General features: G+C 40.5%; 17 protein-coding genes. 7 read left to right on the top strand and 10 right to left on the bottom strand.

Annotated features, from left to right (window positions below):
- Window positions 1-4: 4 nt before the first annotated feature.
- Genes HMPREF0666_RS11250 through HMPREF0666_RS11260 form a run of 3 tightly spaced genes read right to left on the bottom strand, consistent with a single transcriptional unit; the run spans window position 5 to window position 2,162 of the window.
- The gene (locus HMPREF0666_RS11250; RefSeq protein ID WP_009012475.1) at window positions 5-412 is read right to left on the bottom strand and encodes a GtrA family protein; all 408 of its coding nucleotides are present in this window, start codon (window positions 410-412) and stop codon (window positions 5-7) included.
- Between the two features lie 12 nt (window positions 413-424).
- The gene (locus HMPREF0666_RS11255) at window positions 425-1,369 is read right to left on the bottom strand and encodes a glycosyltransferase family 2 protein (protein WP_009012476.1); all 945 of its coding nucleotides are present in this window, start codon (window positions 1,367-1,369) and stop codon (window positions 425-427) included.
- 13 nt (window positions 1,370-1,382) lie between these two features.
- On the bottom strand, window positions 1,383-2,162 hold the full coding sequence (locus HMPREF0666_RS11260; protein WP_009012477.1) for a polysaccharide deacetylase family protein: 780 nt from the start codon (window positions 2,160-2,162) through the stop codon (window positions 1,383-1,385).
- Between the two features lie 725 nt (window positions 2,163-2,887).
- On the opposite strand from HMPREF0666_RS11260, the gene HMPREF0666_RS11265 reads away from it, so the two are divergent.
- From HMPREF0666_RS11265 to lgt, 5 genes are all read left to right on the top strand, one after another.
- Entirely contained in the window at window positions 2,888-5,407 is a 2,520-nt protein-coding gene (locus HMPREF0666_RS11265; protein ID WP_009012479.1) for a ribonucleoside-diphosphate reductase subunit alpha, read from the top strand.
- Window positions 5,408-5,497: 90 nt separating this feature from the next.
- Complete coding sequence (locus HMPREF0666_RS11270) at window positions 5,498-6,544, top strand: ribonucleotide-diphosphate reductase subunit beta (RefSeq protein ID WP_042856313.1); 1,047 nt, start codon at window positions 5,498-5,500, stop codon at window positions 6,542-6,544.
- Between the two features lie 1,000 nt (window positions 6,545-7,544).
- A complete protein-coding gene (locus tag HMPREF0666_RS11275) occupies window positions 7,545-8,354 on the top strand; it encodes a DUF3108 domain-containing protein (protein WP_009012482.1) in 810 nt (269 codons plus the stop codon).
- A 304-nt stretch (window positions 8,355-8,658) separates the two neighbouring features.
- On the top strand, window positions 8,659-9,762 hold the full coding sequence (ychF, locus tag HMPREF0666_RS11280) for a redox-regulated ATPase YchF (RefSeq protein ID WP_009012483.1): 1,104 nt from the start codon (window positions 8,659-8,661) through the stop codon (window positions 9,760-9,762).
- A gap of 72 nt (window positions 9,763-9,834) precedes the next feature.
- Complete coding sequence (lgt, locus tag HMPREF0666_RS11285) at window positions 9,835-10,677, top strand: prolipoprotein diacylglyceryl transferase (protein WP_009012484.1); 843 nt, start codon at window positions 9,835-9,837, stop codon at window positions 10,675-10,677.
- A 661-nt stretch (window positions 10,678-11,338) separates the two neighbouring features.
- On the opposite strand, the gene HMPREF0666_RS18145 is transcribed toward lgt, so the two are convergent.
- Entirely contained in the window at window positions 11,339-11,743 is a 405-nt protein-coding gene (locus HMPREF0666_RS18145; RefSeq protein WP_232214100.1) for a hypothetical protein, read from the bottom strand.
- A 116-nt stretch (window positions 11,744-11,859) separates the two neighbouring features.
- Window positions 11,860-12,324, bottom strand: a complete 465-nt coding sequence (locus HMPREF0666_RS18150) for a ketopantoate reductase family protein (RefSeq protein ID WP_009012486.1) — start codon at window positions 12,322-12,324, stop codon at window positions 11,860-11,862.
- Between the two features lie 114 nt (window positions 12,325-12,438).
- Between HMPREF0666_RS18150 and mutS the strand changes: the two genes are divergently transcribed.
- Window positions 12,439-15,099, top strand: coding sequence for a DNA mismatch repair protein MutS (gene mutS / locus HMPREF0666_RS11295; RefSeq protein WP_009012487.1), 2,661 nt, complete (start codon window positions 12,439-12,441; stop codon window positions 15,097-15,099).
- A gap of 491 nt (window positions 15,100-15,590) precedes the next feature.
- Here the strand turns inward: mutS and HMPREF0666_RS11300 are convergent, their stop codons facing one another.
- The 5 genes from HMPREF0666_RS11300 to HMPREF0666_RS11320 form a co-directional block, all read right to left on the bottom strand.
- The gene (locus HMPREF0666_RS11300) at window positions 15,591-18,167 is read right to left on the bottom strand and encodes an outer membrane beta-barrel family protein (RefSeq protein WP_009012488.1); all 2,577 of its coding nucleotides are present in this window, start codon (window positions 18,165-18,167) and stop codon (window positions 15,591-15,593) included.
- A 6-nt stretch (window positions 18,168-18,173) separates the two neighbouring features.
- Window positions 18,174-18,866: a DUF4974 domain-containing protein gene (locus tag HMPREF0666_RS11305; protein ID WP_009012489.1), complete on the bottom strand. Its 693-nt coding sequence runs from the start codon at window positions 18,864-18,866 to the stop codon at window positions 18,174-18,176.
- Window positions 18,863-19,360: an RNA polymerase sigma factor gene (locus tag HMPREF0666_RS11310; RefSeq protein WP_009012490.1), complete on the bottom strand. Its 498-nt coding sequence runs from the start codon at window positions 19,358-19,360 to the stop codon at window positions 18,863-18,865. Before HMPREF0666_RS11310 ends, HMPREF0666_RS11305 begins: the two co-directional genes overlap by 4 nt.
- Window positions 19,361-19,763: 403 nt before the next feature.
- Window positions 19,764-20,372 (bottom strand): hypothetical protein, encoded by a 609-nt coding sequence (locus HMPREF0666_RS11315; RefSeq protein ID WP_009012491.1) that lies wholly within the window; start codon window positions 20,370-20,372, stop codon window positions 19,764-19,766.
- Between the two features lie 108 nt (window positions 20,373-20,480).
- A complete protein-coding gene (locus HMPREF0666_RS11320) occupies window positions 20,481-20,975 on the bottom strand; it encodes an RNA polymerase sigma factor (protein WP_009012492.1) in 495 nt (164 codons plus the stop codon).
- Between the two features lie 532 nt (window positions 20,976-21,507).
- On the opposite strand from HMPREF0666_RS11320, the gene HMPREF0666_RS11325 reads away from it, so the two are divergent.
- Window positions 21,508-22,833, top strand: a complete 1,326-nt coding sequence (locus HMPREF0666_RS11325; protein ID WP_009012493.1) for a reverse transcriptase family protein — start codon at window positions 21,508-21,510, stop codon at window positions 22,831-22,833.
- The last annotated feature ends 23 nt before the right edge of the window (window positions 22,834-22,856 follow it).

A 22,856-nucleotide genomic window follows, 5' to 3' on the forward strand; every position in this document is an offset into this window, starting at 1 on the left:
CCATCTACCTCTTTCTTTTCACGAACACAAGACGTAGTAGAACAAAGTTGATAGGCACGACTATCACCATCACAAGGACAGGCGACAGCCATTTGCTAACACCTAACCAAAGAAAGAGTTGGAGCAGTCCTATCTCCAAAAGGTAGTTGAGAATATGACTGCCTACAAAGCCTGCTACATTACGCTTTGACGGCTTTCCCTTAAAAGTAAAGTAGGTTGTCAGTCCGTAGTTACAAAGAAGTCCTACGCCATAGCCAGCTGTATAGGCTATAGTAGTGTTCGTAAAGAGCAAACAAAGACAATAGACTCCATAGTGAATAAGCGAACACACCGTTCCTGTTATACCAAAACGGAACAGTCGCCAGAAGTCTTTTTGCCATCGCTGCCAAAGCTCTTTGATGCGTGTCGACATATAGAATGAACCTTAATCGAGTATCTGACTGATGTTATAAAGCGGACGCTGCTTCACTTCTTCATATATCTTCGCAATATAAACACCTACTACACCGATTGAAATCATCAGTATAGCACCCACGAGCCAGATGCTCAGAATGAGCGAAGCCCAGCCTGCCACCTCCGTATGATTTATGAAAGCATGGATGACATAGATACCTATACACAGGCTGATGAGCAAGAAAGCGATACCAAGATAGATGACATAGTAGACTGGTTTGACGGAGAATGACGTGATGCCATCTAATGCCAACCCAAGCATCTTACGTAGTGTGTACTTCGAAGTACCAGCTGTACGCTCGCTGATACGGTCGTCGACAGTCGTTGACTTGAGTCCGATAGATGGGATGAGACCCCGCAGATAGAGGTTGCGCTCCTTATAATGAGAGAGTATCTCTAAGGATTGACGACTCATCAGACGGAAGTCAGCATGATTAAAGATACTGTTCACGCCCATTCTCTCCTGTAGATGATAGAACGCTTGGGCTGACATACGTTTCAACACAGGGTCGGCCTTGCGCGAAACCTTCACTCCATAGACTATCTCGTTACCTTCCTCAAAGGCCTCAACCATCTGTGGAATACATTTCTTATAGTCGTCTTGCAAGTCGGCATCGAGTGTGATAACAGCGTCAGCCCAGTCTTTTACTGTCATCATACCAGCCATGATAGCATTCTGATGACCCACGTTATGGGCGAGGTTAATACCCTTTATACGTGGATACTGGCTGTGGAGCTGTTGGATAATCTCCCATGTCCGGTCACGACTACCGTCATTGACAAATACAATCATTGAGTCATCGGAAATCTTCCCTTGACTGATAAGTTCGTCGAAAAGCTCCATGAGCCGTGCTGCCGACTGTTCTAAAACCTCTTCCTCATTGTAACAAGGAGAGACCGTTGCAAGTTTTATCATATTTTTTTAGCGCCTATTGCTTCTGTCTATGCACAAAGTTGGTATAGGTAATAAACTCTTGTTTGTCTGCCTTCATCGCTTTGATGAAGCGGTCGAGCCGTCCTACTAACTCCTGTCCACTGTGGTTTTTGATGATGAAAGGCATCTTGAACTCTGGATGCGACTTGAGTTCATAAAATTCCCATGGGTGGAAATAGGTCACAAAATAGCCATCGTGGCGTAATACCTGTCGAACTAAGCGAAGATAGAACCACTCTGGGAAATTGTGTAATGACAACCAGAAGAGTGGGATGCGTAGGTGAGGACTGACGCTGGCAGGTATCTGCATCACCTTACCTTGCATAAACCATGTGCGTGGAGTAGTGAGGTGCATGTATCGACCCGGTATGAAAGCAGGATTAAGAGAGGAGTTATAAAGATAGCCAGCCTTCTCTATATCGTCCTCTGACACAGGGAACATACGTGGCTGACGATAACCCTCAACCTTCAAACCCGTCACCTCCTCGATGATTTCCTTCGACCGAAAGACATCCTCTGGTTTGGGTTGCCAGTGGTCAACACCATGACAAGCCACCTCGTGTCCTTCGTTTTTTATGCGCTCCATGACCTCTGGTGCCAGTCTTGCAAAGTTACCTGTGCAGAAGAAGGTAGCACAGACCTTATTCGCTTTCAGTATGTCGAGGATACGATTCGTACCTACCACAGACACCTTCATTCCCTCTTCAAGCGAGAAGTCTACCCCGTGTTCGCGTGGCACATCAAACTCTTCCGTATCGAAACTTAGTAATATCATTTCTCTTCTGTCTCTTTGTTTATCCTATTTTCCACTATCGAAAGAAAGCTATCCTACACAGTCCTATTCAGCTGACAACCTATCGTTTCAAGTCTACTGATAGTATTTTCATATACAGCAGAAACCTTTCTTCTGTGGAAACTATTGCAAAGTTACAATAAATCTCTGATATTCTTTCTATAAGAAGACATTGATTTTGGTGCTTATTAACCATCGATAAGAAGGTTGAGGAGGACTGATAATCTACGTTAACAATGCTTCTTCCATGGTAACCTCTTGTCTTCACTGATTTATTTTCACGAGAAGAAGAATTTTTTTTCATGAAAAAAAATATTTCTCTTCACGAAAAAAAATATTTTTTTTCATGAAAATAATTCGCAGGAGAAAGTGAGGAAGCAGATGAAAAGAACTGATAACGAGGATAAAACAGAATTTTAAGGCTTAGAAACAGTACTTTTCTCTTTGTATAAACAGCAATTTTTAGTATCAAACTCACTAATAATGAGTAGTCAGAAATCATCTTTTTTAGAGAATAATTAAAAGTGATTAAGTGCTGAAAATATTCCATTCTGGATAACTTCTTCTCGTTTTTTTTCCTTAACTTTGTCGCTAATTAAAACTACTAAATAAGATAACCAATTGAGAGAGTGATACTTATTAGGAAATAAGTAAATGTGATAAAGTAGTCAGAGTAGAATAAAAAAGAAAACTATACATAATAAATAATGGATATAACAAAGCGCAATGGAGAGATAGAAGTCTATGATAACAACAAGATTTCGATAGCCATTAAAAAGAGTTTCATCAGTACTGGGAAGGAAGTCTCAGATAGTGAGATAGCCGGAATGGTAAGTGAAGTAGAACAGTTCATCACTGACAATCCCGAACTACGCACTGTTGAGGATATTCAAAACCGTGTAGAGAAGTGTCTTATGGCTCATGGTCATTACGACGAGGCGAAGAACTACATCCTCTTCCGCTATCAACGTAATGAGCAACGACAAGCTATCAACTACATTGCGTGGGCAGCTGACGACCGTAAGTTGGCTGATGTCTTACAAAGCGTGGCACGCGAATACCGCGAGCGGTCGTATAGTATGGTGACTCTTCAGGAGAAGTTTTCAAGCTTCAGTAAGCCTGGTATGTCACAGAAGGACGCTATCGACGCCCTCATCAAGGCTGCTGTAGAATTGACAACACCTGAGGCTCCGTCTTGGGAGATGATTTCAGCTCGTATTCTCTCATATCGTTCAGAAAAGAATATCAGCCGATTAGAGGAGGAGATGGGGCTCAGAACCTTCTATAGAAAGCTGAAATACATGACCGAAGAGGGCCTTTATGGCGACTATATCCTTCAGAACTATAGCGAAGAAGAAATCAATGAAGCTGCTACCTTCATTGACCCTGAACGCAATAAACTACTTAATTATTCTGGACTCGACCTTCTCTTAAAGCGTTATGTCATCAAGAATTACTCTGGAAAGGTGATTGAACGCGTACAAGAGATGTTCCTTGGTATTGCTCTTCACCTTGCTATGCCAGAGAAGGAAGACCGTCTTATGTGGGTACGTCGCATCTATGACTTGCTTAGTAAGTTGGAAGTAACGATGGCAACCCCTACCCTCTCTAACTCTCGTAAGCCAAGTCATCAGCTTTCAAGTTGCTTCATTGATACCGTACCAGACAGTTTGGATGGTATTTATCGTAGCTTAGATAACTTCTCACAGGTGAGCAAGTTTGGCGGTGGTATGGGTATGTACTTCGGTAAGGTACGTGCTACAGGTGGCAATATCCGTGGTTTCAAGGGCGTAGCAGGTGGTGTTATCCGTTGGATGAGACTTGTTAATGACACAGCCGTAGCCGTCGACCAGTTGGGTATGCGCCAAGGTGCCGTAGCCGTTTACTTAGATGTATGGCACAAAGACTTACCTGAGTTCCTTCAACTACGTACCAATAATGGTGACGATCGTATGAAGGCTCACGACATCTTCCCAGCTATCTGCTATCCAGACCTGTTTTGGAAGATGGCCGAAGAAGACATTAATCAGAGCTGGTCGCTCTTCTGTCCGAACGAAATCATGCGTATTAAAGGCTATTGTCTTGAGGACTGTTATGGCGAGGAGTGGGAACGTAAGTATCTTGACTGTGTCAACGACCAGCGTCTCTCACGTCGAGTTATTAGTATTAAGGACATTATCAGATTGGTTCTCCGTTCTGCTGTTGAGACCGGAACACCATTTACATTCAACCGTGACACGGTCAACAGAGCTAATCCTAACGCCCATAAGGGTATGATTTACTGCTCTAATCTCTGTACAGAGATAGCTCAGAACATGGCTCCAATAGAGACTGTTTCAAAGGAAGTAGAGACAAAAGACGGCGATACTATCGTTGTTACAACTACTCGCCCAGGTGAGTTTGTTGTATGTAACTTGGCAAGTCTGTCTCTTGGTAGGCTCCCATTAGAGGACGAGGAACAGATGCAAGAGAAAGTGGCAACGGTTGTTCGTGCACTTGACAACGTTATCAACCTTAACTTCTATCCTGTCCCTTACGCACAGATAACCAACCAGCGTTATCGTTCTATTGGTTTGGGTATCAGTGGTTATCACCATGCTCTTGCTAAGCGTCGCATTAAGTGGGAGAGCGAAGAGCATTTGGAGTTTATGGATAAGGTGTTCGAGACTATCAACCGAGCAGCTATTCTTGCCAGCTCAAACCTTGCTAAGGAGAAAGGAAGCTATCAGTTCTTTGAAGGAAGTGACTGGCAAACGGGCGCTTACTTCGATAAGCGTGGTTATGACAGTGCTGAATGGCAGGACGTTCGTAAGACTGTTGCCTTGCAGGGTATGCGCAATGCTTATCTACTTGCAGTCGCTCCAACCAGTAGTACAAGTATTATTGCGGGTACAACAGCTGGTTTAGACCCAATCATGAAGCGTTTCTTCTTAGAAGAGAAGAAGGGAAGTATGCTGCCACGTGTCGCTCCTGAACTTTCAGACGAGACTTACTGGATGTATAAGAGTGCTTATCTTATCAATCAGAAGTGGAGTGTGCGTGCTTCTGGTGTGCGTCAGCGTCATATTGACCAGGCACAGAGTATGAACCTCTATATCACCAATGACTTTACAATGCGCCAAATACTCGACCTTTACTTACTTGCTTGGAAAGAGGGTGTTAAGACTATCTATTATGTGCGTAGTAAGTCCTTAGAGGTGGAAGAGTGCGAGAGCTGTTCTTCTTAAGAATAGGAATAAGAATCTTGACAATAGCTAAAGAGACTAAGGAAGATATAGGATAAAAAACATAAAAACAATAAAGAAAACGTATAAATGATGGACAATCAATTAAAACGTAATACCTTATTCAACCCTTCAGGCGATACAGACTTACGCTTGAGACGAATGATTGGGGGTAACACTACTAATCTGAATGACTTCAATAACATGAAGTATTCATGGGTAAGTGACTGGTATAGACAGGCAATGAATAACTTTTGGATTCCAGAAGAAATCAATCTTTCACAGGACTTTAAGGATTATCCACGTCTTGAAAAGGCTGAACGCACAGCATACGACAAGATTCTTAGTTTCCTTGTCTTCCTTGATTCACTTCAAAGTAACAATCTTCCAACAGTCAGTGAATACATCACTGCTAACGAGGTAAACCTTTGTTTGCATATTCAAGCGTTCCAAGAGTGTATTCATAGTCAGAGTTATAGCTACATGCTCGACACTATCTGCAGTCCTGAAGAGCGTAACGATATCCTCTATCAATGGAAGACAGATGAGCACCTCTTAAACCGTAATAAGTTTATTGGCGACTGTTACAATGAGTTCCATGAGAAGAGAGATAAGTTCAGCTTGATGAAGACGCTCATTGCTAACTTTATCCTTGAAGGTATCTACTTCTATAGTGGGTTCATGTTCTTCTATAATCTAAGTCGAAACGGCAAGATGTCGGGATCAGCTCAGGAAATTCGTTATATCAATAGGGATGAGAATACGCACTTGTGGTTGTTCCGCAGTATTATTCTTGAGCTGAAGAAAGAGGAGCCTGATATGTTTACTCCTGAGAAGGTAAAGGTGTATGAGGATATGATGCGTGAAGGTGTTCGTCAGGAAATAGCATGGGGTCAGTATGTTATCGGCAATGATGTGCAAGGTCTTAACAAACAGATGGTGTCTGATTACATCCGTTATCTGGGCAATCTCCGCTGGTCTGGACTTGGCTTCGGCTTCCTTTATGAAGACAACCAGAAGGAACCTGAAAACATGAAGTGGGTTGGACAGTATTCTAACGCTAATATGGTAAAGACCGACTTCTTTGAGGCTAAGAGTACAGCATACGCTAAAAGCACTGCTTTAGTGGACGACTTATAAAGCGTTATCACTATCAGATAGTTCACAACTAAGAATTATAATTGTTTATTTCGGGTATTATGAAAGGAAATCATCCTTACCATAATATTAAGAATTGAAGCTTATTATAATTCTTAATTGTGAACTTTTATTTTATATCTATCTAACTATCAGAATGGAAGATACCAAGGGACTGTTATCAACCTTTGGTTGTCTAATACTTTATTAAACACATATTCTATCTTTCTTCTACACCTTTTATATTATCATTAAACCTCAACAAGATTAGTGCTTAGCTAAGTATGATTACATCAAGTTGTCACTATGTACCGATAAGAAGTATTTCCAAGCAAAACAAAAGTTGCTGTCATTACTGTCATCAAAACTTATCACTTAACTTATTAATAGTCAGTAGTATTACACGAAATATTAAAAATAACAGCAATTAAATATAAAAAATAATCTTGTATAAGTTGTTATAAAATCTTGTGTTAGGTAGTCTTTATCATTCCATATATCGGAGAAGAAAATAAAAGTTTTTAGAATGGATTTTAAAACACACATAACTAACATAGAGAAGAAATCAGTATCGCATAAAAACATATAACTTCTTCGTCAATAACTGTTGATAAATATGTGGAAAACTATGTTGATAACTACTTTATAAGTCTGTGGATATCCACACAGCAATAGGAGAAGAAGGTTCTTTGTGGATATCCACAGGGTTATTAATGCAGTTTTATAGAAGTTTTACACAACTAACATATCAAAAAAGATATAAACTTATTATCTTTGCATCAACTGTGGATAATGTTGATAACTCAGTATAGTACCTGAATATCAAACGGTAGACATGGGAATAACTTGTTAATAAAGTAACCTCTAAGTTTGATAAGTTTCCAGGCAAGAAAACGGCTGAAAAGTTCTGCACTAATCCACAAGCCATCATACTAAAACATTCTTTTTTCTTTTAGAGAGAAATAAAGAATAATATTAAAGTTGAACGGATAAAACGGAGAATATGGGAAAGTTGAAGATTTATATAGTATGTTTGTTTGCGATGATAGCCGTCAGCAGCACCGCACAGTGTACATTTCGTAATACGGCTTTTAGTAGTGGGGAGTATCTAACATACAACCTTTATTATAACTGGAAGTTTATATGGGTGAAGGCAGGTACGGCTTCTTGGTACACAGTCTCCTCTACTTATAAGGGTACTCCGGCTTATCGTGCTTCATTGACAACACGTGGTAATGGTAAGCTTGATGACTACTTTATATTGAGAGATACGTTGCTTGCATACAACTCAAAGCAGATGGAGCCGCTATACTTCCGTAAGGGAGCAAGGGAAGGAAAGCGCTATACGGTGGATGAGGTGTTCTACTCTTATCCAAATGGTAGATGTAAGATACGTCAGCATAGGATTAATCATGAAGGAAAACATCAATGGATGGAAAATACTCATGATGATTGTTCTTTCGATATGATGAGTATCTTCCTTCGTGCACGTAGTTTTGACCCAGAGAACTGGAAGAAAGGTGAGGTAGTGAAGTTCCCTATCGTGGATGGTAATAGCCGTCATACTGCTCGCATTGTCTATGGTGGTAAGGAGAACATTAAAGCTGATAATGATCATAAGTATCGTTGTTTGCGTCTCACTTATTATGAATATGAGGATGATAAATGGCGTGAAATAGCTAACTTCTATGTAACGGATGATAGCAACCATATCCCTGTTCGTCTTGATATGCGTCTGAAGTTCGGTTCTGCCAAGGCGTTCCTTGTTTCAATGAAGGGTATCAACAGTCCGATTACATCAGAGGTGAAATAAGCAAGACTTAGGTATAGTCTTATCTTATATATATAAAGGATAGGTTCTTATAAAGCTTTATATAGAATCCTACCTCCTACTTATAGGGATATAGCGTAATACATGCGTTATATCCCTATAATCGTAGGATAGAGAAGAGATGGACTTTATGAGTAATCTACCTTATTTCCTCTTCTTCTCGGTTATATCGAATTTATTATGTAATTTTGCAGCTAATAAGCAACATAGAGCAAATAGAAAGACAATTTCCTTTGGCCTTGTTTGCCTCATGTAAGTACAAAAGAAATAAACGTTTATTTAAGATATGGCATTAAAATGTGGTATAGTAGGACTGCCAAACGTAGGTAAGTCCACACTTTTCAACTGCTTGAGCAGTGCCAAAGCACAAGCAGCTAACTTCCCTTTCTGTACGATTGAGCCGAACCTCGGCGTTATCACCGTTCCTGACGAGCGTTTGAATAAGCTCGCTGAGATTGTTCATCCAGGACGAATCGTACCTGCTACCTGTGAGATTGTCGACATCGCAGGACTCGTTAAGGGTGCTTCAAAGGGTGAAGGATTGGGCAATAAGTTCCTTGGTAATATCCGCGAGTGCGATGCTATCATTCATGTAATCCGCTGTTTCGAGGACGATAACGTGGTACGTGAGGGTGGTATGGCAGTCAACCCAATTGAAGATAAGGAGATTATCGATACAGAGTTGCAGCTCAAAGACCTTGAAACCATCGAGGCACAACTTGCTAAACAGCAGAAGGTTGCTGCTGCAGGCAATAAAGATGCTAAGGTAATGGTATCTGTCTTGGAGGCTTATAAGGAAGTGTTAGAGCAGGGTAAGAATGCTCGTAGCGTTGAGTTTGAAAGCAAGGAAGAACAGCAAGCAGCGCACGACCTATTCCTCTTGACTACAAAACCTGTACTTTACGTTTGCAATGTAGACGAATCAAGTGCGAAGACAGGTAATGAATACAGTCAGATGATTGAGAAGATTGCAGCTGAAGAAGGTGCTGAAGCAATGATCATCGCTGCTAAGACAGAGGAAGATATCGCTTCTTTGGAGAGCTATGAGGATAAGAAAATGTTCCTTGACGAGCTTGGCTTGGAAGAAAGTGGTGTGAGCCGACTCATTAAAAAAGCATATCATCTGCTCAACCTCCAGACCTTCATCACCGCTGGTGAGATGGAAGTAAAGGCATGGACCTTCCATAAAGGATGGAAAGCACCGCAGTGTGCGGGTGTTATCCATACCGACTTTGAGAAGGGTTTTATTCGTGCAGAGGTCATCAAGTACGACGATTACATTAAATATGGTTCTGAGGCAGCTATTCGTGAGGCTGGTAAACTCGGTATCGAAGGTAAGGAATACGTTGTACAAGACGGTGACATCATGCACTTTAGATTTAATGTATAGCCCCTATTTAACCCCTCTCTGCTCAGAGAGGGGATAATTATTGGTGCTATCTTCACTTTTAATAGCATAACTATGAATAATCTACTTTATATTGCATGGCAGCCAAGTGAAGTGATTTTCCAGCTTGGTCCCCTTCCTATTCGTTGGTATGGCATGTGCTGGCTGGTAGGTCTTGCCTTGGGATTCTTTATGATGCAGTGGCTTTTTAAGCGTCATAAATTTCCTCCATCACAGTTTGATCCACTCTTCCTCTATGTCTTCTTTGGCGTACTGATTGGTGCCCGCTTGGGTCATTGTCTCTTTTATGAACCAGAGGAGTTCCTCACTTCTTGGAAAGGAATCATGACTATCTTTATTCCTATTCGTGAAATGGCTGACGGTTCATGGAAGTATGTGGGTTATCAAGGACTCGCATCCCATGGTGGAGTGGCTGGATTACTGATTGCCCTCTTCCTTTATATTCGCAAGACGAAGATGAATACGTGGGTAGTACTTGACTTCTTCGGTATCGTATCAGGTATCACAGCCTGCTTTATTCGCCTTGGAAACCTGATGAATTCAGAGATTATTGGTAAGGTAACAGACGTTCCTTGGGCTTTTATCTTCTATAATGTAGACGATAAACCACGCCATCCGGGACAGCTCTATGAGGCAATAGCCTACTTAATTATCTTCCTTTTTATTTATTTCGTGTATAGGAAATATCCTAAGAAAGTGGGTACAGGACTTTATTTCGGACTCTGTCTTACACTTATCTTCACCTTCCGTTTCTTCATTGAATACACAAAGGAGATACAGGAAGCATTTGAGGCAGGTCTGCCAATCGATATGGGACAGATACTAAGTATTCCTCTTATTGCCCTCGGTGTATGGTCAATTCTGCGCTCAAGAGGCAAAGAAGGAAAACTACCATAACTCGCTTTCGACTACGAATTACGCTAATTGCACGAATATTCCTTATCAATGAGTATTCGTGCAATTTGTTTTATGAATAGTAATTAATGTCTAATTTAGGGTTCTTCCATTAAATGTAATCTACATATATGGTATGATTACCCCCCGATTAGATGGTTTTAGAACGGGGCATAAACTACAGAATAAACGTAATTAGGTGCAATGTCTATCTGCCTTCTACAAACAACTTATTCCCTTATTAGTTGAGTTTTGTAAGTTATTTTCGTGTGGTTCAAAACCAATACATGCTCTTTTAGCTTCTAAAAGACGCCCTTTTTGCTTGCAGAAGGTGCCCTTTAAGACCCTTACTAACGCCCTTTTGAAGTCCAGTTAAGCACCTTTTACTTTACTGTTTATAATTAATTGATTTGCTGTTGATTACATACTTGATTTTTGTATGTGGTTTTGCTGTTAGTTATAGATGTTTTACTCGAAATTATGTAATGATTTTTCTAAATTGTATCAGCAGATTTTCGAAGTCTTAAATGAAATGTTTTTCCTGAAACATTGTAGTCTAATGACCGATTTGGGTTTAATGAGTAACTTCGGTTCTTCCGTTAAAGCGATACGAAAAGCGTCCACACATTTAACGGAAGAACCTTTTTTCTTCCTTATAATTGTTTTATTTATTTGTAATTCTTCTTGTAATATCTTCTAAAGACTGATAAAAAAGTGGAGCTGAAACATTATTTATTTTTCCTTCTTTATATACGCTATTGCAAATATACAACAAGTCGTCAATGTTCCCATGTAGTTCCATAATCCTTCTTGTAAGATTATTTGTGGCAAACATACGCTTCATGAAAATGGCAGAAAGTTGAGCTGGTAGTTTATATACCCATAATTCATTTCTGTAATGTTTCATATTAATACCACGTGAAGCAGCTATTTTTGTTGTCTCACGAATAGTTTTAATCGTAGTTGCCAATAGCTTTAGAGAATTCATAAGTTTATGAACTGATGTTATACTGTCATTTATGTCTCCATTTTTACCTATGACAGAGATAACTGCAGCGTTGATAGCCATGTGTATCCATATCCATTCCAACATGTCATAAGGGTTCTCAAGTTTTATGTTAGAGGACTTAAATAGATTAGAAATAGCCTCATAATTTGATATGATTGTCTTATTTTTAGACTCTATCATGAAATGGTCGAATAAACAACAATCAAGTTCAGCTTTAGTAGCAAGCTCTTCTTTTTTATTTTTATGCAACCTCCAGCAACGGGAAAGCCTAAGATATAATCATATCCTTGCATAATTTTATCAAGATATTGCTTGTCATACCATAGATTACAGCATAAGAGTATTGTGCCTTTGAATGTTTCTTTTCGTAGTATCTCCATCACATTGGCAATCTTCCCTTGTGAGATACTTACGAAAATCATGTCATATTCTTTCTTTGAATGTGGATTTACAGTATATTCTTTTTTGACTTGAATACCTTTTGATGATTCTCTTCCATCTAATAATGTAACTTCAATATTGCTTATATATTCCTTATTACTTCCTTCCCGAATATAATGTTCAACATTGTGTCCAGCCTCTTTAAACACAGAAGCATAAGTTGTTCCGATAACTCCTAATCCTATAATTAATATATCCATGTTTGTGTTTATTTTAGACAAAGGTAATTAATTATTTGGGCTTTCCTCCTTATTTTTGTAATTTTGTAAGTCTAAGGATAAAATAAGAAAAGACTTAATAAGGAAGTAAAAGATATGGCAAAAGACGATAAGGGACTTACCCCAATGATGAAACAGTTCTTCTCAATGAAGGCACAACATCCTGGTGCATTAATGCTTTTTAGGTGTGGTGACTTCTATGAGACGTATGGTGAAGATGCTGTGGAGTCAGCAAGAATACTCGGTATTACCCTTACACGTCGTAATAATGGGGGGAGTGGCGACTCGATAGAGATGGCTGGTTTCCCGCATCATGCCCTTGATACTTATCTTCCTAAGCTTATTCGTGCTGGAAAGCGTGTGGCTATCTGCGATCAGTTAGAAGACCCAAAGAAGAAACGTGAGGCTATCAAAGGCAAGAAGGGTTTGTCGGCAATGGACAAGATGGTGAAGCGTGGTATCACAGAACTTGTCACTCCAGGTGTTGCCATGAGCGATAACGTACTGAACTATAAGGAGAATAACTTCCTTGCAGCGGTACACTTTGGTAAAGGGTCATGTGGTGTCAGTTTCTTAGACATATCTACAGGAGAGTTTCTGACAGGTGAAGGCACCTTTGACTACGTCGAAAAGCTATTAGGAAATTTCCAACCTAAGGAGGTACTCTTCGACCGTGCGAAGAAACAAGAGTTCGAACGCTACTTCGGTACACGCCTTTGTACGTTCGAGATGGACGATTGGGTGTTTACTGACCAGACGGCACGTCAGAAACTATTAAAGCATTTCGGAACAAAGAACTTAAAGGGTTTCGGTGTCGACCATCTCAATAATGGAATTGTTGCAGCAGGTTCTATTCTGCAGTATTTAGAGATAACACAGCACACACACATCAATCATATTACTTCCTTAGCACGTATTGAAGAAGATAAATACGTGCGTATGGACCGCTTCACTATCCGTTCTTTGGAGCTGATAGCCCCAATGAATGAGGATGGTTCATCGCTTTTGAATGTCATAGACAATACGGTTACGCCGATGGGAGGACGTATGTTGCGCCGTTGGATGGTCTTCCCACTGAAGGATGAAAAGCCTATCAATGAGCGTTTAGACGTGGTTGATTATCTCTTCCGAGAGCCAGATTTCCGCGAATGTATCAATGAACAGTTCCATCGCATTGGTGACTTAGAGCGTATTATATCAAAAGTAGCTGTCGGTCGTGTGTCACCTCGTGAGGTAGTACAGCTGAAGAATGCCCTTATGGCTATCCAACCCGTTAAGACTGCTTGCCTTTATGCGAAGAGCGATACGCTGAAGAGGATTGGAGAACAGCTGAATCTCTGTGAGTCTTTACGTGATAGAATAGAAAAGGAGATACAGGCCGACCCTCCACAGTTAGTTGCGAAAGGTAATGTGATAGCCTTGGGTTATAACCAGGAGCTTGATGACTTGCGTTCTATTCGTGATAATGGAAAGCAGTATCTATTAGAGATTCAAGAGAAGGAAGTAGAACAGACGGGTATTACCTCACTAAAGATAGGATTTAATAACGTGTTCGGTTATTACTTGGAGGTGCGCAATACCTTTAAAGATAAGGTGCCTGAGAATTGGATTCGTAAGCAGACATTAGCGCAGGCAGAGCGTTATATCACCCCTGAACTTAAGGAATACGAGGAGAAGATACTTGGTGCGGATGAGAAGATATTGGCTTTGGAGACTCAGCTTTATATGGAGTTGATACAGGATATGCAGGAGTTTATCCCACAGATACAGATTAATGCCAATCTTATAGCCCATCTTGACTGTCTGCTTTCATTTATGAAGGTATCGCAGATGCAGCGTTATGTGCGTCCAGTAGTGGACGATTCGGAGGTGTTAGACATTAAACAGGGTCGCCATCCAGTGATAGAAACGCAGCTACCGATAGGTGAACAGTATGTGCCTAATGATGTACTGCTTGATACGGAACACCAACAGATCATGATGATTACGGGTCCGAATATGGCAGGTAAGTCTGCTTTGTTGCGTCAGACAGCCCTCATCGTACTGTTAGCACAGATTGGTTGTTTCGTTCCTGCTGAACGAGCACGCATCGGAATGGTGGATAAAATCTTCACACGAGTAGGTGCTTCGGATAACATTTCATTAGGAGAATCAACCTTTATGGTTGAGATGACGGAGGCTTCAAACATTCTTAATAACGTCACTCCACGCTCTCTTGTACTCTTTGATGAGTTAGGACGTGGTACAAGTACCTACGATGGTATTAGCATTGCGTGGGCGATTGTAGAGTATCTACACGAACATTCACGTGCACAAGCACGTACCCTCTTTGCTACACACTACCATGAATTGAACGAGATGGAGAAGAATTTCCCTCGTATTAAGAACTTTAATGTTTCTGTTAAGGAGGTGGATGGAAAGATAATCTTCGTTCGTAAGTTAGAGAAAGGTGGTAGTGAGCATTCCTTTGGTATTCATGTAGCGGAGATAGCGGGTATGCCTCGTTCTATTGTTAAGCGTGCAAACATTATACTCAAGGAACTTGAAAAGGATAATTCACAAGTAGGTAGTGTCGGTAAGGCGGCTGTTGAGCATCTTGATCAGAGTAGAGATGGTATGCAACTATCCTTCTTTCAACTCGACGACCCTGTCCTTAGTCAGATTCGTGACGAAATCCTTGGTCTCGATGTGAACAATCTTACACCTGTTGAAGCCCTTAATAAGCTGAATGATATTAAGAAGATACTGAAAGGGTAAGGCTTAATCAATCTATCAAACACCTGCCAATTCTTGCAAGTTCTTCAAAAACTTGCGAGAATTGAAATGTTCAAATAATGATTGAAAGAATAGATTGATAAGAGAAAAAAGAACATAAAAAGACAAGGTAACAAAGTGAACAACTCAGATTAGTTCCTTTGTTACCTTGTCTTTTTATCATGTCATAGAAATAAGAATTTGCTTTTTCTGATCCAACTTAGTTATTCTGATAATTCTCACAACTGTACAATACTGTGAAGTAATATTGAACTAATGTATATGCAAGAACATTTTTAATTCTATTTTGCTGTCACTTTTAACATTTAAGACTATTTGCTTAGTTTCCAGATATATATGTATTTTATAATATTGACAGATGTGACAGGAAAAATGATTATAGTCTAAAGCTAAGAGTTATTTCTCATGCCGCTTAATGTTGTTGCTGTCTCATCTTTTGTGTGCTACTCTGTAGTTTTTACTTATTCTCTTTCCTACTTTGCGCGCTGTGATTCTGTATCACGGTTGTCATGATAGGTACGATGAACCTGTTTGCCACCAAATGACCATGTAGCACGAAGTCCGATATATCGGGAATGATTATCAAATTGGTTCGTATTAGTATAATCCTTATAAAATATGGTGTTTCGATTGATATTCTGATGGAAAGGATCGCCAATGGTAAAACTTATTTTTAAACGGTCGTCTAAACAACTATATTTAAGGTTCATCTGCAGATAAGCATAAGATTTACTTTGAGTTTGTGCAAAGTATTCTCTGAACCAGTGGTGATAGTTAACTTCGGCAATAAGTGTCTTCTGATGGTTGAGCATGAAAGAGAGCGAACCTTCAGCCCGTTTGCCCCATCCATGTACCTGTAACACGTCCGTCTGATAATCAGAATGGGAATCATAGTAATATACTTCTCCTCCTATGTTAAGGTTCAACCATGTCAGGACATTGCGGTTATAATTAGCATAGATACCTGTCTTTTCATGGCGCAGGCCGTCATAGGGACCGGTTACCTGACTTCCGTTTGCGAGGAATGTGGTTCTCCAGCCTGTCTCCCCTTTGCCATGACTGCTGTAGAGAACGGCATAAAGTCCTTTCCCATTGCTGTAGTTTATCTCCATGTTGCGAGTATAGGCAGCTGCGAGATAAGGGTTTCCTGTCATGTAATCAGTGGTGGATGTATAGATACGGAAAGGATTGAGGTCGTTGAAATCGGGTCGTTCTATCCCCCAGTTGGCAGCAAATGCCATATTCTGATTCCCTTTCAATTGCCAGTTCAGGTGCAGCGTGGGATAGAAGCGTCCGTAATGACTGCGACTGATTTGTCTTTGTGTAAGCTGGTTGCTTTCCGTCCATGTATGTTCGTAGCGTAGTCCAGCTTGTATCTGGATTTTTTCTGTGAGCAGTTTCTTTGCCGATAAATAGGCAGCGAGGGTTCGTTCCTTATACAAGAATTCATTACTTTCATCTGCATTGTATCTCCACTGTCCGTTGGCAAGGTTCTCCAGCATCAGACTTGTTTTATTGCGGATGGCTGAGAAAGATACCCCAGTCTCCATATAGAGATGCTTGAAGGGAAGGGAAAAATCAAGTTTTAAGGCATTTATCTTGTAATTTGCCTTGCTTTTATTGCGTAGTGATTCAGTCATTCCGTTTGTTACCGATACGTTTTCGCTTTGTGTGGGAGCATTGCTGTTGAAGAAATTATAGTTCACATTGAGTGTCTTCTCCAATGAGTCGAGCTTGTATTCTGCATACAGTGTCGTACTTATGTTGTTGTTCCAGACAGCAGGGGCATGGGCTGTCGTAAATGTCGTGTCCCTGTTGATTGAGACAAACGTGTGATCGGGAGAGGTGTGATCGGTATAGAATGATGTCATAACACCCAGTTCCAACCGCCGGGTGGCATGATATTTCACGATGGCATCTGCATTATACGACGGCCAGGGGGCTATGGTCCGCTTTCTTGTACTGCGCTGATGACCGTCTTTGAAGTCATAGACACAGTAAGACTCGTTGATTACTTTATCCAAAGACATTCCCAGACCTGTGGACAGCTCAAATTTCCTGCCGGCATAGTTGAGGTTTATATCCTGGAAATACCGCCCACGGTACTGCCGCTGCACCTCCTCGCTGATACTCCCACTCCACCCTTTCGACTGGTCACGCTTCATGACGATGTTGATGTATCCCGCATTGGCTTCTGCCTTATATTTTGCTGGTGGAATAGTTATCACCTCTATACGCTCAATATCTTCTGCCTTCAAGCTGCGGAGTTTTGCCTTTACAGCATCGGCAGTCATTTCAAGGATATGTCCATCAAGCATGATATGGGTAATGCCCTTACCTACGATGCTGACACTTTCGTCACTGACATTTAGCATTGGTACACGCCCCATCACTTCTATACCATTCATCCCCTTGGAGAAAGGGTCATTACTGACGAGATATTGCAGTCGGTCAACATCATTTTTAATAACTCGGCGCATACCTTTTACTGTCACGGACTTCAGTGTATATGGGTCAGTCTTCATACGGATAGTACCGATATTGCCGACATTAATCAGCTTATAGTAGGTAGCGAATCCAACGAAAGAAACTCGTAGTAAGACCTTCCGTTGACTACATGGTATGACAAAGTCTCCCCCGTTATTGGTCACTCCGCCATTGATGAAACTGGAATCCGATGGATTCAACAAAGCTACATTGGCAAACGGTACAGGCTGGTTGTGCTGATCAACAATGTGTCCAATGACCTTTGTAGGTACTTTCTGTGTACATTCTACGAAGATAAGGCTATCACTGACGGTCATGCGCATGGGATAGAAACCCAATACCTCTCGTATTGCTTCGGGAACGGTGCGGTTACGTAGGTTTACAGTGACTGTAAAATCCTCTAATTCATTATATATGAAGTTGATTGTATACCTTTGGCTGGCATTGTCAATATCAGTCAGCACATGTGGTAGGGATGTATTATTATAGTTTCGGGTAATATGCTGCGCCTGTACACCACAGACAATCAGTAGCAGTATACCAAGAAAGAGATGCTTTCTCATAGTGTTTTATTCTATGGTGATTGTACTGTCAGCCAAAGTTAGCTGTACTTTTTCAAACATGTTTAGTGTCTTTACTGCGTGTTCTACACTTTGGTCTCTGTTCCAAAGAAAGCGCAAACGTAGCTGTCCTGCTTCTGGGTTACGACAGACAGTTTTTATCCCATAGTAATCTGATATTTCTTGAACAATGTCCTGTAACATAACATTATCAAACTGTTTGGGAGGAAGTATCTCTCCTACTCTCTTTTCTTCCAGCTTGCTATATGTGGCAGTTGTGCGTGTAGAGTCTTTTTCCCTTAATGTTTTTGTATGAACTATGTTGTTTGTGACTGTAACAGCTGAATCCGTTGCCAACTGTTTTCTACTACCTTTGACAATGCTAACTGCAGCAATGGCAATTCCCGATACAGTGAGAATACCAATGACTACTGCTGCTATCTGTCTGTAATAGCGGTATATAGGTCTGGAAGTAGACTTCTTTTCCATTACCTTGTTCCATTCCTCTTCTATGATTTCATCTGTCAGTTTATCGGAAGTCCGTCTGTACTCGTATGCACTGGTAGTGTCTGATATAAGTTGATATGTTTGCCTCAACTCATCACCACGCAACAGTTCATTAAGCTGTTCATCAGTATATTGGTCAGGATGCTCCATCATGTCAAGCAACCTTTCCATCTGTCCGTAACTATCTTTTTTCATTTCTGGTTGGGATTAAATTGTTCTTTCATCTTCCTAATTGCCTGTATCAAGTGCTTGTAGACAGCAGCTTCGCTGATGCCAACCTGTTCTGCAATGGCTTTATAGGACAGTTGCTTGTCAAAGCGTAGACGGAAGACTGTGCGCGTCTGTGATGTCAGCTTACTATCAGCAAATGCCAATAATGCCATGTATCGATCAGTCTGGTGCTGTACGTGCGATAAGTCAGGTTCTGTTTCTGTTGTCAACAGCTTATTAACACGCTCTCTCAACTGTTTCTGTCTGATGATATCTAAGCACTGATTGCGTACACTTACAAGCAGATAGCCACTTGTTCCTTTCTTAGGCAGGTAAGTATTGTCACGGAATAATCGTGCAAACACCTCACTCACGGCATCTTTTGCCTCATCAGAATCGTGCAGCATTGCTACTGCCAGTCTGAACATTGCACCGTAGTGCATTCGGAACAGGTGCTCAATGGTTTCTTCTTTTAACATAGATATCTATTCGTTTTTATCTGTTCTCATCTTTATAACGAATGAGGAAGGATTTTCCCAACCCCCTTAATACAATAAATTGTCTTAAAAGTTGGAAAAGACCTTATTAATTGCTTGTTTTAAGCTCCTAAGCTTTTACTAAAAAACTCTTAAGTTTTTACTGAAAAGCTCCTAAGCTTTTACTAAAAAGCTCCAGACAACCCAGCGAATAAGTCCTATCGTACCCAACCGCTGGGTGTAAAATATCTATTTGTTGGGTATAACAATTCTTTAATTGCTGCTATAGTTCATTGGATTTAAGGGAAGAATAAAAGGTTAAAAAAACAGAGTAACATAGGAACAAGCAATAAGTTCTTATGTTACCCTGTACTTTGTTTATATGTTACTCTGTCTTTATTCTTCTTTACTCTGTCTCTTTTTTAAGTTCATCAATCTGTTGGATAATATCCGAGTTAATGCGTTGCATACGAAGGTATAACCATATACCGATGGCTACTCCGGCGATTAAGCCAACGCCACCACCAACCAGCATACCATAGAACATGGATGTATTTTCTCCTCCATTCGCAGCACCTGAACCATTGTATAACTCGATAACGAACCAAGAAACCCATATTGTCATAAAGAAGATACCATATAATAAGGACCTTTTGCGTAATTTCTTCATCCTTTGCATTTGTAAGGATGTTGCTATGAGGTCACCATTAAGGAACGCTTCCTTATTGAAACGGTTGATATAAGCATCGAAACAAACAGTGAAAGTCATAAATATTACAGTAGCTCCATAGAACCACCACGATAGGTTAAACGTTATTCGAATATCATTGTAAACGTAATAAATAAATAGTAACGCTAAGAATGACACCCATGTGTACTTCTTCATAAACGACATCTTATTGAGCATTGACTGTCTGATAAGCTTATCGTTGACGAGTGTTTGATTGTCAAGTTTACTCTTTAGTATTCCTAACTGCTGTCGCATTTCTTCTAACTCTGTATTTTTTGTTTCCATTGTAGTTTTCTTTTTAATATGATTGTTAAGTCTTGTAGGTTATTGGGTATATTAGGCTAATTAGACTAATAGGGCTAATTAGGCCAATAATATTAACAGTCTTCTCCCCTACTCCTCTGTTGTTACATTCGTTTTCTTTAATTTCTCCTTAATTCTAAACAGTCTTACAGATACATTCTTAGTACTGATACCGACGATTTCGCCAATCTCTTCATAGCTCATATTCTCCAACCAAAGCAGGATAATGGCTCGGTCAAAAGGTCCTAACTGGCTGATACGACGATTAAGTTGCTGTACCTGTCGGCTGTCTTCATCACTATCCGTAAAAGGATTGATATTCATCGTAAGTGGAATCGTTTTCCGTTTCCGTTTCTTTCGGTCACATGAGATGCAGGTGTTTAGACTGATACGATAGATCCACGTGCGTACATCACTTTCTCCTCGGAAGTTCTGCAGACCCTTCCAAAGGTTTATCAATACCTCTTGAAAGAGGTCGTTCACCTCGTCTTCATTCTTCGAGAACATATAGCATACGGTATAAATCGTACTTTTATGTTCTCTTACGATTCGCGAGAAGTCTTGTTCATTTTGTAGGTTGTCCATCTTTTGATAGGTTGTTTTTTGTCTTTTAGACGCACGTAGTGGGTTAAAAACTACACTGTAGAGCTAAAATTCTTTCTTTTTCGAGTGCAAAAGTATTGTTTTATACCCATAGATACAAGTCTTTGAAGCTTTTATTTATTTGTCAAACAAGGTTATTCTCCCCGCTTAAAGTGTTAGTTATCAATGATTAACAACATCATGATTACATTCTATAAACAGATGAGTAAGGATAAAAGATATAAGGATTAATGCTGTCTAACATTCTTCTCTTTTAGTGAGTAAGGCGTGATAGTCAGTCTTCAAACACCTAATAAATAGCCTTATAGATATGATTTAATGCTTGAAAAGTTTTGATGTTCTGATATTAATATCTATCTTTGCCACAGATAGGAACGTCTGAAAGAATTAGAAGTAGTTTCTGGCGTATTCGCTGGAGTTTGATACGAAGTATCGTTACTATCGTTAACGAAGGTTCACGATAAAAGTAATTCCCTTACAGCGTTCCTATTTTTTTGTTTAGAACAAGCGCACTATGGCAACCAGAACAGTAAACGGAAGAGAATACACAAAGGCTGATTTTGAGAATCGGTTGCGTTATTTAAATGATTCGAAAGAACTTGCTACACTGCTGAACGAACTGAAAGAACCATTAATATATTCTGACTTTCGTGGGAAGCAGCTTAGTTTCTTTGCTGATACCAATAATGTCCAACGACGTTGCAAGACATTCCGACTTCGTAAGAAGCACGGTGGCTATCGTGAGATTACTGCTCCGAAAGGAGCTCTGCGTGGTGTCTTACAGGCATTGAATATAGTGCTGCAAACCTATGATGAGCCTACTCCTTGGGCGTTTGGCTTTGTCTGTGGTCGTTCTGTGGTTGATAATGCACGTCCACATGTGGGAAAACGTTATATTCTAAACCTTGATTTAAAGGATTTCTTCCCCACTATTACACGCCAGCAGGTGGCTGACTGTCTGACGGCAGAGCCTTTTGGCTTCTCGTCATTGGCTGCAAAACTCATCTCTGGATTGGCTACTGTGCGAACAAAGAACAATGAAGAGGTATTGGCACAGGGCTTTGCTACATCGCCAACACTGTCGAACTTTATTTGTCGGGAGATGGATAAGGAGATAGCGAGCATAGCTGCTGCACAAGGAATTACCTTTACCCGCTATGCTGATGACCTCACTTTCAGTGCTGATACAGACGTCCTTCGTCCACAGGGAGAGCTTGTACAGCAGGTTAAGGCTATCGTTGAGCGTTATGGTTTCCGACTGAACGAAGCGAAAACCCACCTACAACGCCGTGGAAAGCGGCAGGAGGTAACAGGCTTGATGGTAACTGAAAAGGTGAATGTAAGCCGCCGTTATGTGCGTGAAATCCGTTCCTTGCTGTATATCTGGGAGCGTTATGGCTATGAAGATGCCTGTCGGGCTGCGTGGAAGAGCTACAGGCAGCAGCATGGAAAGACAAAGGGTCATCAGCATTGTGTACCTCTTAATGCTGTTCTGAGGGGTAAACTGAACTACATGAAGATGGTGCGTGGAGCCGATGACCCACTCTATCAGCGTTTTGCAAGCCGTTATACTGCTTTACAGCAAACAAATAAACGAGAGATAAAAGAGGTGGCATATAAGGCTTATATGGGTAAGTATCTTTCTAATCCAAGCAAAGATAGGAGTAGAGAAAGTACCATCTTTCCAGATGATAGTAGCACATGTCGACAGCGTGGAACCATAAGTGGCGATTTTTATGACCCACGAGAAAAGTCGAGACGTATCTTTTCTCTTATAGTGAAGATTATCATTTTCGCTGCGATTATACTTATTTTCATGTATTTTAAGTCACGTAGATAAGCGCTAAAAAGTAGGTTTGTGAG

The sequence above is a fragment of the Prevotella sp. C561 genome (assembly GCF_000224595.1).
Classification (GTDB): Bacteria; Bacteroidota; Bacteroidia; order Bacteroidales; family Bacteroidaceae; genus Prevotella; species Prevotella jejuni.